At 60.9% G+C, this 13,073-nt stretch carries 12 protein-coding genes; 4 read left to right on the forward strand and 8 right to left on the reverse strand.

What is annotated here, in order from left to right; genetic code table 11:
• Nucleotides 1–188: 188 nt before the first annotated feature.
• A complete protein-coding gene (locus tag AC3WWR_RS17030) occupies nucleotides 189–923 on the reverse strand; it encodes a thioesterase II family protein (RefSeq protein WP_020795707.1) in 735 nt (244 codons plus the stop codon).
• 120 nt (nucleotides 924–1,043) lie between these two features.
• Nucleotides 1,044–2,240, reverse strand: a complete 1,197-nt coding sequence (locus tag AC3WWR_RS17035; RefSeq protein ID WP_020795708.1) for an MFS transporter — start codon at nucleotides 2,238–2,240, stop codon at nucleotides 1,044–1,046.
• 259 nt (nucleotides 2,241–2,499) lie between these two features.
• On the opposite strand from AC3WWR_RS17035, the gene AC3WWR_RS17040 reads away from it, so the two are divergent.
• Together AC3WWR_RS17040 and AC3WWR_RS17045 are read left to right on the forward strand one after the other, a co-directional pair.
• Nucleotides 2,500–4,326, forward strand: a complete 1,827-nt coding sequence (locus AC3WWR_RS17040; protein ID WP_020795709.1) for a glycoside hydrolase family 15 protein — start codon at nucleotides 2,500–2,502, stop codon at nucleotides 4,324–4,326.
• Between the two features lie 237 nt (nucleotides 4,327–4,563).
• Entirely contained in the window at nucleotides 4,564–4,953 is a 390-nt protein-coding gene (locus AC3WWR_RS17045) for a hypothetical protein (protein WP_033042971.1), read from the forward strand.
• A 12-nt stretch (nucleotides 4,954–4,965) separates the two neighbouring features.
• Here AC3WWR_RS17045 and AC3WWR_RS17050 read toward each other — a convergent pair whose 3' ends face one another.
• Complete coding sequence (locus tag AC3WWR_RS17050; RefSeq protein ID WP_033042973.1) at nucleotides 4,966–5,949, reverse strand: GlxA family transcriptional regulator; 984 nt, start codon at nucleotides 5,947–5,949, stop codon at nucleotides 4,966–4,968.
• Nucleotides 5,950–6,038: 89 nt separating this feature from the next.
• Between AC3WWR_RS17050 and inhA the strand changes: the two genes are divergently transcribed.
• Nucleotides 6,039–6,719 (forward strand): isonitrile hydratase, encoded by a 681-nt coding sequence (gene inhA, locus AC3WWR_RS17055; RefSeq protein WP_083349547.1) that lies wholly within the window; start codon nucleotides 6,039–6,041, stop codon nucleotides 6,717–6,719.
• Nucleotides 6,720–6,980: 261 nt separating this feature from the next.
• Here inhA and AC3WWR_RS17060 read toward each other — a convergent pair whose 3' ends face one another.
• Complete coding sequence (locus AC3WWR_RS17060) at nucleotides 6,981–7,469, reverse strand: SRPBCC family protein (protein ID WP_033042975.1); 489 nt, start codon at nucleotides 7,467–7,469, stop codon at nucleotides 6,981–6,983.
• Between the two features lie 146 nt (nucleotides 7,470–7,615).
• Here AC3WWR_RS17060 and AC3WWR_RS17065 point away from each other — a divergent pair, with 146 nt between their 5' ends.
• Nucleotides 7,616–8,017: a lysozyme inhibitor LprI family protein gene (locus AC3WWR_RS17065; RefSeq protein WP_033042977.1), complete on the forward strand. Its 402-nt coding sequence runs from the start codon at nucleotides 7,616–7,618 to the stop codon at nucleotides 8,015–8,017.
• 119 nt (nucleotides 8,018–8,136) lie between these two features.
• Here AC3WWR_RS17065 and peaD read toward each other — a convergent pair whose 3' ends face one another.
• The 4 genes from peaD to peaA form a co-directional block, all read right to left on the reverse strand.
• A complete protein-coding gene (gene peaD, locus AC3WWR_RS17070; protein WP_020795717.1) occupies nucleotides 8,137–9,255 on the reverse strand; it encodes a quinohemoprotein amine dehydrogenase subunit beta in 1,119 nt (372 codons plus the stop codon).
• 24 nt (nucleotides 9,256–9,279) lie between these two features.
• Nucleotides 9,280–9,603: a quinohemoprotein amine dehydrogenase subunit gamma gene (gene qhpC, locus AC3WWR_RS17075; protein WP_007971075.1), complete on the reverse strand. Its 324-nt coding sequence runs from the start codon at nucleotides 9,601–9,603 to the stop codon at nucleotides 9,280–9,282.
• A 1-nt stretch (nucleotide 9,604) separates the two neighbouring features.
• Nucleotides 9,605–11,035 (reverse strand): quinohemoprotein amine dehydrogenase maturation protein, encoded by a 1,431-nt coding sequence (gene peaB / locus AC3WWR_RS17080; RefSeq protein WP_020795718.1) that lies wholly within the window; start codon nucleotides 11,033–11,035, stop codon nucleotides 9,605–9,607.
• 82 nt (nucleotides 11,036–11,117) lie between these two features.
• On the reverse strand, nucleotides 11,118–12,698 hold the full coding sequence (peaA, locus tag AC3WWR_RS17085; RefSeq protein ID WP_042955229.1) for a quinohemoprotein amine dehydrogenase subunit alpha: 1,581 nt from the start codon (nucleotides 12,696–12,698) through the stop codon (nucleotides 11,118–11,120).
• Nucleotides 12,699–13,073: the final 375 nt, after the last annotated feature.

Consider the following 13,073-nt stretch of genomic DNA (forward strand, 5'->3'; position numbering starts at 1 on the left):
GTCGTCCCTATGAAACGAATGCAAAGCGGAAAAATTAGCGAATGAGAACAACTATCAGGAAGGAAAAACATTGTGGGAGCGAGCCTGCTCGCGAATGCGTTCGATCATTCAACATTGATGTTGGCTGACCCATCGCTTTCGCGAGCAGGCTCGCTCCCACAGGGAATGGGGTGAAGTTTGAGATGGGGTTAACCCACGGCGGCCATGGCATGCCGCCGATGATGAACCTCGAGCTGATCCTTGATCACCTTGAGCACCTTGGCTTCATGCTCATGGATAAAGAAATGCCCACCCGCGAGCATGTCCACGGAAAAGCTGCCGTGGGTTTCGTTGCGCCAGCCGATCAACTGCTCGCTGGTGGCGCGGTCGGCCTTACCACCGAGTACGTGCACCGGGCAGTTGAGCAACGGCCGTTGCAGCGGCTCGTAGCGCCCGCACAATTGGAAGTCGGCGCGCAGGATCGGCAGTGTCAGGCTCATCAGCTCCTGGTTGGCCAGCACTTCTTCGCGGGTACCGTTGAGTGTGCGCAGTTGCTCGATCAATTCGGCATCGGTCTTGGGCTCGGCAAAGCCACGGTCGTAATCGGCACGCAGGGTCGGCGCAGCCGTGCCCGAGGCAAACAGCGCAACCGGTTCCGGGCAGCCGAGCGAGCGAAATGCATGGGCCATTTCACACGCAAGCAACGCGCCGAGGCTATGGCCGAACAAGGCATATGGCGCCTTGAGCATGGCTTTTTGTTCCTGCGCCAGTTGCAGCGCCAGAGGGCGCATGTCGGTATGCAAGGGTTCGCCGAAGCGCGCCCCCCGCCCCGGCAGCTCCACCGGTTGCAACTTGATCCACTCCGGCAGCTTGCGCCGCCAGCGGCTATAGACCATGGCGCTCGCGCCCGAATAGGGCAGGCACAGCAATGTCAGCGGGGTCACCGGGCTTTCCTCGAAAGTTGTCTGTAAGAAAACGGACGAGCGCCCCGGGGAATTAGTCGGATGCCCCCCTGTAGGAGCGAGCATGCTCGCGACGGAGGAGCAAGCACCCCGGGGTGTCAGTTAGCCAGCGTTTTCGTTGAGGTCCATCGCGAGCATGCTCGCTCCTACAATCGCGGAACCGAGGACGACAACCCCCGCCGCAATCGCCAGCCAAAATCCGCTGCGCGCCCCGAACGCATCCACCATCCACCCCGACCCCGCCGCACCGATCGCCACGCCGATGCTCAACCCGGTCACCAGCCAGGTCAGGCCTTCAGTGAGTTTGGCCGGCGGCACGATCTGCTCCACCAGAGCCATGGCGACAATCAGGGTCGGCGCAAAAAACAGCCCGGCGACAAACACCGCCAGGGACAACCCGAGAATGTTCACCGCCAGCAGCAACGGCAATGTCGTTACCGCCGTCGCAACGCCGCAATAAAGAAACAGGCGCGGCAGCGGCACTGTCGAACGTAACGCGCCGAACGCCAATCCGGCCAGGCACGAACCGATCGCATACACCGACAGCACGATACTCGCCGCGGCCGGCTGGCCCTGCTGTTGGGCAAAGGCCACGCTGACCACATCCACCACCCCAACGATAATGCCCATGGCGACCATCAGTAGCATCAACCACTGAATCTCGCGGGAGCGAATGATCGAGCCTTTATGGTGTTCCTCATGGGCATGCACTGGCGGCTCGGTGCTGCGTTGCAACACGAAAGCCGTAACCCCGATCGCCAGCATCAGCAAGGCCGCCAACGGCCCGGCCTCGGGGAACGCCACCACGCATAACCCCACCGACAGCGGTGGCCCGACGATAAAGCAGACTTCGTCCAGCACCGACTCCAGGGCATAGGCCGTTTGCAGTTGCGGCTGGCCGCGATACAACTCGGTCCAACGCGCCCGGACCATCGCCGACATGCTCGGCATGCAGCCGGCGATCGCGGCGAACACAAACAACGTCCAGTTCGGCGCCTGCAAACGGGTGCAGAGCAATACCAGCAACAATGCGCCGCCCCCGATCAGCGCCGATACCGGCAGGATCCGGCGCTGGCCGAACCGATCCACCAGCCGCGACACCTGCGGCGCACAAAATGCCGTGGCCAGGGCAAAGGTCGCCGCCACCGCCCCGGCCAGGCCATAGCCGCCCTGCAACTGCGACAGCATGGTGATCAGGCCGATGCCGGTCATGGAAATCGGCATGCGCGCGATCATCCCGGCCAGCACGAAAGCTCGGGCGCCGGGGGCATTGAACAGTTCGCGGTAGGGGTTTGCCATGGGGGCCAGCCTCGATTAGGGCCTGCAAGTTGCCACAAGGCTGGTAGCTGGGAAAGGGCCGAATTGTTGGTTGAATGTGAAGCCCCCTTCGCGAGCAGGCTCGCTCCCACATTTGACCTGTGCACACCGTCCATTGTGGGAGCGGGCTTGCTCGCGAAGGGGCCGGCAAAGCCACCTCACTGCTCCAGACTAATGAACTCTCCACCGCTCAAACCAGTCAGCTATTAAGGTCCTCGATGTAACCCGGAGCCCCGCGCCAATGCCCGACCATCACCCCGAACGACAAAGCCCCATCGACGCCCACGGCATCATCGGCGACATGCGCAGCGCCGCGCTGGTCAATGACAAGGGCAGCGTGGATTTTTTCTGCTGGCCGGAATTCGACAGCCCGTCTATTTTCTGTTCGCTGCTGGACACGCCCGAGGCCGGTATTTTCCAGCTGTCCCCGGACTTGCCGGATGCTCGCCGCGAGCAAATCTACCTGCCCGATACCAACGTGCTGCAAACCCGCTGGCTCAGTGATCAAGCCGTAGTGGAAATCACCGACCTGTTGCCGATCGGCGACACCGAAGACAACCTGCCACTGCTGATGCGTCGGGTTCGGGTGGTCAGCGGCCAAGCGACGTTTCACCTGCACTGCGCCGTGCGCCACGACTACGCGCGAGCCCACACCCTCGCCCGCCTGGATCAACAGGACGTAATCTTCGAAGCCACCGACCAGCCGTCCCTGCGCCTGGCGGCGGATCAGCCATTGCGCATTGACGGGCAGGCAGCCGTCGCCGATTTCACCCTCAAGCAGGACCAGACCGCGGAGTTCCTGCTGGGTGCCGTTGACGATCCGCGCTTCAAGGAAGGGGCGACAACGCTATGCCTGGAACGCACGCTGAAGTTCTGGCGCGACTGGATCGGCCTCTCCAACTACCGCGGCCGCTGGCGGGAAATGGTCAACCGCTCGGCCCTGGCGATGAAGCTTTTGACCTCGCGCAAACACGGCGCGATCCTCGCCGCGGCGACCTTTGGCCTACCTGAAACCCTCGGCGGAGAACGCAACTGGGATTACCGCTACACCTGGATCCGCGACGCATCCTTCACCGTCTATGCCTTCATGCGCCTGGGCTTCACCGAAGAGGCCAACGCCTATATGCGCTGGTTGCGCGGGCGGGTCAGCGACTGTCGCGGCAAACCGATGAAACTCAATATCCTGTATGGCATCGACGGCCGACAGGAACTGCCGGAAATCGAACTCTCGCACCTGTCCGGCCACGGCGGCGCCACTCCCGTGCGCATCGGCAACCTGGCGTATGCGCAGGTCCAGCTGGATATCTTCGGCGAACTGCTGGACGCGGTGTACCTGGTCAACAAATACGGCGAAGCCATTTCCCACGAAGGCTGGAAGCACACCGTGGAAGTCGTCGATCAAGTGTGCGAAACCTGGCAGCAGGAGGACGTCGGCATCTGGGAAATGCGCGGCGAACAGCACCACTTCCTGCACTCGCGACTGATGTGCTGGGTCGCCTTGGACCGGGCGATCCGTCTCGCCTCGAAACGCTCGTTGCCCGCGCCATTCGCCCGCTGGGACCAGACACGCCAGGATATCTACACAGACATCTGGCAAAACTTCTGGAACGACGAACGCGGGCACTTCGTGCAGCACATCGGCGGCACCGGTCTCGACGGCGCGATGCTGCTGATGCCGCTGGTGCGTTTCGTCAGCGCCAAGGACCCGCGCTGGCTCGCGACCCTTGAGGCCATCGAGAAAAACCTGGTGCGCGACGGCATGGTCTACCGCTACCACAATGACGATCAACACATCGACGGCCTGCCCGGCACCGAAGGCGCATTCGCCGCCTGTTCATTCTGGTACGTCGAATGCCTGGCCCGGGCCGGCCACGTGGAAAAGGCCCATCTGGAGTTCGAGCAACTGTTGCGCTACGCCAACCCGCTGGGACTGTACGCCGAAGAATTCGACAGCCGGGGACGGCACATGGGCAACACGCCACAGGCCCTGACGCACCTGGCGTTGATCAGCGCGGCGTGTTTTCTGGATCGCAAGCTCAGCGGCGAGAAGGGTTTTTGGCAGCCTTGAATACTACCTGTAGGAGGCAGACATGCCGGTAAAGGCGTCCTTGAAATTGCTTTCGCCGGCAAGCCTGGCTCCTACAGATCCGACGTCCGGCAACGGTTTTGTGTAGGCCGGCGTCCGACATTTTTTAAACAAAACACCCGGAAATACCTTGTTGCCAGGCGCTACAACCCCACCTAACATCCCCAATCAACGGGCACAGCGGAGCTGTCCAACAAAACCCGAATTCAAGGAAAAAGAATGTCCCAACGCATCCACCGCAGCATCGACCTCCCCCTTCGAACCGGCCTGAACCGAAACGAACTGTGGGAAGCCCACGACAAGGGCCTGATCAAATGCTGGGAAGTCGGCCGCCAGCGCGCTGCCCGCTTCCCCGACCTCGCCCAGCAATGCCTGGCCGGCGAACTGCCAGTGCTGGGCTGGAAAGGTGGCGTCAATCGCAGCCTGAAGAAGCTGGAGAAATACGGCTCCCTCAAATACCTCGCCCAATGGCAGGGCTTGCGCGGGGAAGATCTGGATGTGGATCTGGGCGAAGAGCGCGTGCTGACCTGTTCACGCACGAAAATGGTCGTGATGTTTACACCGGATCGGACCAAGTATTTCAACCAGATAGCGGAAACGAATGAGTGATCAAGCTGACACTCAAGGCACTACTGGATCTGCTGCGGCACTGACCGAAAACCGCTCGCGATAAGCCTGCGGAGTCACCCCGATGGCCCGCAGAAAACTGCGGCGCAGGGTTTCTTCGCTGCCGAATCCGCATTGCACGGCCACCCGCTTGATGGGCACGCCGGTATCGCTGAGCAGGCGTCGTGCGGTTTCGACGCGGATCTGTTCGATGGCCCGGGCCGGGGTTTGGCCGGTGTCGGCGCGGTAGTGGCGCACGAAGCTGCGTTCGCTCATGCCGGCCTGGTTGGCCAAGGTTGGAATGCCCAGGTCCTTGCTGAGGTTTTCGCTGATCCAGGCATGAAGTTCGTCGAAACGATTGCCTTCTTTCTGCAAAGACAAGGTCACGCTGAATTGCGATTGGCCGCCAGGGCGTTTCAGGAACACCACCAATTGCCGGGCGACGTCCAGGGCCATGGTCCGGCCAAGGTCGGCTTCGACCATCGCCAACGCCAGGTCGATACCGGCGGTGACGCCGGCCGAGGTCCAGACCGGGCCGTCATTGATAAAGATCGGATTGGGCTCGACCTGCAGGCGTGGGTGTTGTTGCGCCAACTGTTCGCAACGGGTCCAGTGGGTGACCACGCGCCGGCCATCGAGCCAGCCGCTGGCCGCCAGCAAAAACGCCCCGGTGCACACCGATGCCACTCGCCGGCACTTTGCCGCGTGTTCGCGTACCCAACTGACCAGTGAAGGGTCTTGTGCCGCCGCATAGACGCCCCAGCCGCCGGCGATGATCAAGGTGTCGCTGCCCTGCTCGGGCAAAGGCTCGGCCAGCAACGCCAGGCCCGCCGACGACATTACCGCCCCGCCGCCACCGGTTATCACCGTCGGCGCATAAGGGGGCGGTGAGCCTTGCTGGCGGGCGATGTCATTGGCGGACGCGAACACCTGCAACGGCCCGGTGACATCAAGCACTTGCACATTGGCGAAGGCGAGCACGTGAACGGTTTTCGACATGTTGGCGTAATTCGTGGGGTGATTGGCGGATACGCCAAATCCTAGCCCCCTACAGTAAAGGCGTCCACCCACTTCAGGAGAAATACACCATGACCTTGCAGATCGGTTTTCTGTTGTTTCCACAGGTGCAGCAACTCGACCTTACCGGCCCGTACGACGTTCTGGCGTCTCTACCGGATGTGAAGGTGCATCTGATCTGGAAGGACCTGATGCCCATCACCGCCAGCACCGGACTGATGCTCAAACCGACCGTTACCTTTGACGACTGCCCGGCGCTGGATGTGATTTGCGTACCCGGTGGCAGCGGGGTCGGGCCGTTGATGGAGGATGAGCCAACCCTGGCGTTCATCAAGGCCCAGGCCGCCAACGCACGGTATGTGACGTCGGTTTGCACCGGGGCGCTGGTGCTCGGTGCGGCGGGGCTGCTCAAGGGCAAGCGCGCCACCACCCACTGGGCGTATCACGAGTTGCTGACGCCACTGGGAGCGATTGCGGTGGCGGATCGGGTGGTGCGCGACGGTAATCTGCTGACCGGCGGGGGAATAACCGCAGGCATTGATTTTGCCCTGACCCTGGCGGCAGAGCTGTTCGATCAGGACACCGCCGAGCTGGTGCAACTGCAGCTGGAATATGCCCCTGCGCCGCCATTCCAGGCGGGTAGCCCGCAAACGGCGCCCGCGCGCGTACTGGCGCAAGCTCGCCAACGGGCCGCCGGGTCATTGAAACTGCGAGCGCAAATCACCGAGCGGGCGGCGGCGAAACTCGGCTGACAAGGAAATCCTGGCTGCGAGAACTGCGGTTCGAGCAGCCAGGTTTTTCTGACGCCCATAAAAAAACCCGCCGAAGCGGGTTCTTCCAAGACCATTACAACTCCCTGTCGTCAGCATTCCTTGCCAATGGCCGATCATCCATGATCCTGAGAGCACTCCCTGTACCTCAGTGGATGGGGCTAGAATACGCATCGGATCCAATATGTAACAGACGACATAGTTGTAACCGCGTGTAAGACATTCGCTATAGCTGTACTGCCATCACTCACTCCCACGCTCGCGGGCCTTGGCGTTTTCGGCGAGGAATTGTTCGAGTCGGCTCAATTGCTCTTCCCAGCCACGGCTGTCCATGTAATACGCCTCCTTCTGGCGTACGTCGGGAATGTGAGCGAAACCTGATTCGGACACCTTGAGCAAGGTGCCGTCTTCATAATCCTGCAGTTCGAATTTGACCAGCGTGGTGGGCTCCTGGGAGTAGTCGATCCTGGGATTGACCGCGTAGGGGTGCCAGCGAAAGGAAAACAATTGCTGGGGCTCGACCCGCTCGACCAGCACGTTCCACAACACATGTTCATAACCGGGATACGTAACCTGCCCCTGCGTCCACTCGCCGGCGATGAACCGCCTGCCTTCGAGCGCAACGCCAAACCATTGACCGAACGCCTCGGCATCGACCAAGGCACGCCATACATGGGCGCGGGGCGACTTGAGCATGATTTTGCGTTCAAAACTATTGGGTACTGGTTTCATACGTCACCTCCTGTAATGAACAACAGTAGGCCTCTAAGACCACAAGTCCAGCCCGAAAGTTGTATCCATCCGCTGTCAGTTCTCGAAATCGTCGTCTTTGCATCGCTACACTGGCGCAAATTCCCCTGTCACAGCGAGCCTCCTGCATGTACTCACGCTTTCTTCTGGCACTCACACCTTTGCTGTTCACTCCCCTGGCCCAGGCCCTGGACTGCGATAACGCCAGCGACCAGGCCACGATGAACCAGTGTGCAGCGCAGCAGCATGCCTCGGCTGACAAGGAGTTGAATGCGCTTTACCAGCAGATCACCACACGTTTGAAGGGTAACCCCGACAGCAAGAAGCTGCTGGTGGGCGCACAACGTTCGTGGATTGCGTTTCGCGATGCCGAGTGCAAGTTTTCGGCTTCCGGGGTGGAGGGTGGGAGTGTTTATCCGCTGATCTACAGCAATTGCGTGACCGAATTGACCAAGGCGCGGGTGGAGACGTTCAAGACTTACCTGAAGTGCCAGGAGGGGGATTTGGGGTGTCCGGTGCCGGGGGTTTGAACTTATGGTGAAGCTGAAGGCCTCTTCGCGAGCAGGCTCGCTCCCACATTTTGATCGCGTTCCTACTGAAAGAACTCGGTCAACTGTGGGAGCGAGCCTGCTCGCGAAGGCGTCGGCAATTACCGCACAAAAATCTGCGCCGTGGTGATCGCCATATCCCCACCCGGCAACTTGATCTTGCCCACCTGCTTCAAGCTGTCGGCATCGAAGATCGCCACATCGTTGAACGTCCCGGCCAGATAGATCTTGCTGCCTTCCTTGTTGAAGGAAATGCAGTAGTAGGAGTGATCAAGCGTCGCCGCCTGGAGCATCTTCTTTTCCTTGATGTCGTACTTGGCCAAGCGGTTGAGCACGCCAAACATCAGGTTCGGATCCTTCGGCGAGCGCATGCCGCTGAAGTAGATTTCCGTCAGGGGCCCGAAGTCGGTGGTTTCGGTCTTGCCGGTCTTCAGGTCGACACTGAACAGGCCGTACAGGTATTCGGCGGTGGCCGGGTCCTGCTTCTTGTCCTTGAATTTCGCCGCGGTGTAGAGCAGCGAGAAATCATGCCGGTAGGTTTGCTGGTTCCACACGTAGAGCACGTCGGGCGCACTGTAGTTCGGGCGTTTCCAGTGACGGCTGGGGATCAACACGTCGAACTTGCCGGTTTGCACATTGACCTTGTAGACATCCGCCCCGGCGACGTACAGCGTGCCGTCGTCACCGCTCTGCATGATGGTGAGCTGGCGCGGCGCAGGGAAACTGCGCACAGGCTTGGCGTCCATGCCGGCGTCAGTCTTGTACACGTCGAGCCGGGGCTGCTGCACTTCGTAGCGATCGTTCATCATCAGCGTCGGGTTGGCGATGGTGTACAGCTCCTTGCCGTCATGGCTGACGGTGAAGGCAAACATAGATTTGGCTTTCTCCCCGGGTTTCTGGGTGATGCTGGCGTGGAACACCTGCTTGCAGCTGTCCAGCTCGACGCCATAGACATCCGCATAGTGATTGTTCAGCACATAGGCGGTCTTGCGATCAGGCGACAGCTGCACGGTGCCGGGACCGAAGGCGTCCGGCATCTTGCAGGTCTTGTACAAGGTGTCGGTGGCCAGGTCGATCAGGTGCAGGTTGTTCGGGTAGTTGGTGGTCACCATGTACTCGTGACCGTCTTGCAATGCGGTGTTTTCATCGGCCAGGACACTGAGCGCGCAGGTGCTCAGGAGGGCGAAAGCGGCCAGGCCGCAGGCGTTGATGCTGTGCATGCTGGAATCCTTCTTATTATCTGATCACTTGTCTTTCGGGAAGACAGTGCCGAGGTTGCGCCAGTTTTCGTTGGACGCCTGGGCATCCTTGTTCCAGTCCGGGTAGGTGCTCATCATGTCCGGCACCTGGGCCGGCCACCAGCACGGGTCGGAACAGCCATACAGGTCGGCTTCCATCGGCTGGCAGAGCGACGACACACCGCCAAACGCATCGATTTCCCAGCCCGGGTCGGTGGTCGACGCACAGCCCGCCACGGAGCTCATCGCCACCACTTCTTCAATGCGGTTTTCATCCGCGGCCTGATCCAGCTTCAACGCTTTGTTATTGATTGCCTTGAGATGTTTCATATCAGTGAGCCTTGCGCGGAGTGATGTAGCTGCTGATGAACGCAGGGTTATTGGCCATGATCCGGGTGTAGACCTCGATGCCGAAGTCGACCCAGTCACGCATCAGTTCGCAGTAGTGATAGGTCGGGTGCGTCGGATCGCCGTAGCGGGCGTAGCTCTCGTGGTAGCAGCCGCCGGAGCACAGGTTGCGGATCTGGCAGTCTTCGCAGCCGGTGTTGGTGCGGTCCAGGCGCTGGGACAGGAAGTCGTTCAGTTCCACCTGTTTCACACCGCTGTGCACGTTGCCGAAGGTTGGCAGGCTCGAACCGGTAAAACGGTGGCACAGGTTCAGTTCGCCCTTGTGATCCACCGCCAGCATCTTCAGGCCCGCGCCGCATGGCAGGGCTTTCTTGTGGCCTTCGTGGATGTCGGTGATCAGCTGGTGCAGGTTGGAGAAACCGATGTTGCGGTGCTCCAGTGCCGCTTCCAGATAACGTCGACCGAGGCGTTTCATGCTGGCGAAGACTTCGATCAGCTCGTCGCTGGTGAGGTTGAAGCTGCTGATATCGCCCGACGTCACCGGGGCAAACCCGACTTCAGAAAACCCCAGTTCGTTGAACAGGTGATCCCAGATGGTTTCGACGTCGGTAACACCGGTGGTCAAGGTCACCCGCGCGCCCACCGGACGGCTGTTATAGCGCGACAGCAGCATCTCGGCCTTGCGCCGCACCACGTCGTAGGTGCCCTGCCCGCCCACGGTGATGCGGTTGCGGTCGTGCACGGTTTTCGGCCCGTCGATGCTCACTGACAAGCCAAAGCGGTGGGCATTGAGATAGTCCACGGTCTCTTCGGTGAGCAGCGTGGCGTTGGTGGTCATGACGAACTCGACGAACTTGCCGGCTTCGCGAAAACGCTTTTCACAGTAATCGACCATGTACTCGATCAGCTTGCGATTGCTCAATGGCTCGCCGCCAAAGAAAACCACCGTGAAACGCTCTTCATCCGGCGATTCGCGCAGCAGCATTTCCACCGAGGCGATGGCGGTCTCGACGTCCATTTTCTTGCCGGCCGACGGCTTGTCGAGGTCTTCCTTGTAGCAGTAGGTGCAGCTCAGGTTGCAGCCGGTGTTGACGTTGAGTACCACGGTATTGATCGCCGTGCGCTCGACCCGTTTGGTGGCGATGTCCGGCGTCAGTGGCGAGCCGTCGCTGACCAGTTCCAGGGCCATCAGCTCACGCAGGGTCTCGGTGATCTCCTCGCCATTGAAACGCGCGGCAAGACGCTGGATCAGGTCGTCCGAAGTACAACCCGGACCGCGCAGGGTATCGATGATGGTGCCCGTCAGTTCATCGCTGGCGAACAGCGAACTGCTGGGGATGTGAAACAGCATGCGGTCGGCATCGACCTGCACTTCGTGCAGGTTACGTTCGACCAGATTCAAGATAGCGCCCATTGCAAACCTCCTGTGCAGACCCCGCGTGGCGGGGCGTGCGGTCATTCCGAAAAGTGTCTGAATCGCTGTCGATCAGCACCACTCATGGAATGGGTGGATTGTTCCAGCGTTGCACGGTCACGATCATGTGGCCTTCGCCGGTCAGGGAGGTCCCTGCGTCGTCGACGGCGGCGATCACCTTGAGGTTGCCGGCATTGTTGGTGGACATCTTGCGGGCCGGGTTCGGCCCGGCATCGCCCGGGGTGAACACACCGGTGTCGGCCTGCATGGTGCCGGCGAACTTGACGTCTTCGTCTTCCCTGGCGCGGTCGTCGAAGGCTTCGACCTTCCACTGCGCCGGGAATACGCCGATGCGATACGGCTTGCCATCGGCGCCCTTGCCCCAGGCTTCGGCGTCGAAACGGCCCTGGACTTTCGGCGTCGAACCACCGCCGTCGCCGATCCGCGCCACTGAGAACTCGGGCACCACCTTGACCTGGTCGATCTTGCTGTAGACCGACAGGCTCGGGCCCATGAGCGTACCAACGGTGACCGCGCGCAGCCCCGGTTGCGCATTGGCGGCGGCCTTGAGCTTGACCTTGATCCGCTGCGGGCTCTGCTCGATGACTTCGAGCACTTCCACGCCTTTGCCGAAGTTCGGCTTGCCGTCCAGGCCGCTGCCGATCAGGGTGACTTCGCTTTCGCTGCCGGCCTTCACATAGCCCGGCTGCACCGCCAGCAAACGCTGGGAACCCTGCTTGGCCGCGACGAAATCCAGGCCGCGCTCGTCGTGCTCGGCCTCGAACATCCGGCCCTGCATGGCGTTGCCCTGGACGGCGAACACCTGGCGCATGGTCACGCCGTCGATGCTGACGTTGCCGCGCCATTCGTAGCCGGTATAGAGAATCGCGCTGCCGTCACCGTTGAACGGCGTGCCGTCGGCGTATTGGCCTTTGACGCTGACCTTGAAGGTATCACTGCCATCGGCGGTCACGCCCATCACGCCGGCCAGTTCGCCTTTGCCCGGCAAGTGACCGCTGAAGCTCCAGTCACCCACCAGTGCTTCGGCTTTTGGCGCGGCGCTTTGCCATTTTTTCCAGGCCGGGTTGTCCAGCGGATAACGCTTGGCCAGCAGCGGCACCATCTCTTTGCGCGCCAGGTCGAACCAGTCGCGGTCGCGCGACAGTGCCTGGTACTCCAGGGACGGCCATTGGCCAAGGTGGAAGTTCACCAGGCGTTCCCACTCCTGGGCCGGACGCCGTTGCAGGGCCACCCGCGCACCGGAGTGGCAGCGGCCGCACATCTGGCTGGTCTGGTCGTCGAACTGCTCGACCGTGTTGAGCCGACGCTCCAAGGCATAACGCACGCCGTCGGTCTCGCTCGGAGCCAGGCCTTGGGTGTCGGCCAGGTACTTGACCAGGGTGCGACGATCTTCATCGCTGATCTGCAAACCGTGCATGGTCTGCATGCGCGCAATGCTCATCAGCCAGCCTTCCGGCGTCTTGCGCTGGTGGCTGATGCGGCTCAGGGCGTTATCGGCTTCGGGGGTATGACAGCCCTGACAGGTTTCCTTGAGGATGGTCTGGGCGTCGCGGGCTGCCAGGCTGTGAGGCGAATGCAGGGCCACGCAAGCTGCGATGGCCAGCAGACTGGCGCTCATGCCTGAACGGAGTTTTCTCTTCATCAACGTCGAACCTCGCACGGTGCTTTCTTATTTTTGTGGCTTATCGTTTTTTGGGTTTCTGCCGCCGGCGGCAAGCCGCTGACGGTGGCAGGAGAAACGTCTGCGATGAGCAATACACGGAGCGTGCCAGCTTGTGAATCGTGTTTTTTATCAATTGCTTAGGTTAAATACAGGGTGATTGACGACTGCTAAACCTGACGTCCCGCGTCTAATATCGCGACATCTGTTGCACTCTGAGACAAGCATAGGATCAAGATCAAAAGATCGCAGCCTGCGGCAGCTCCTACACGGGAATCGGCATACACCTGTAGGAGCTGCCCCAGGCTGCGATCTTTTGATCTTCGCATGTCTCACTGCGTCGCAATTTGCTACGTC

The organism is Pseudomonas sp. EB271-G4-1, from assembly GCF_058791355.1.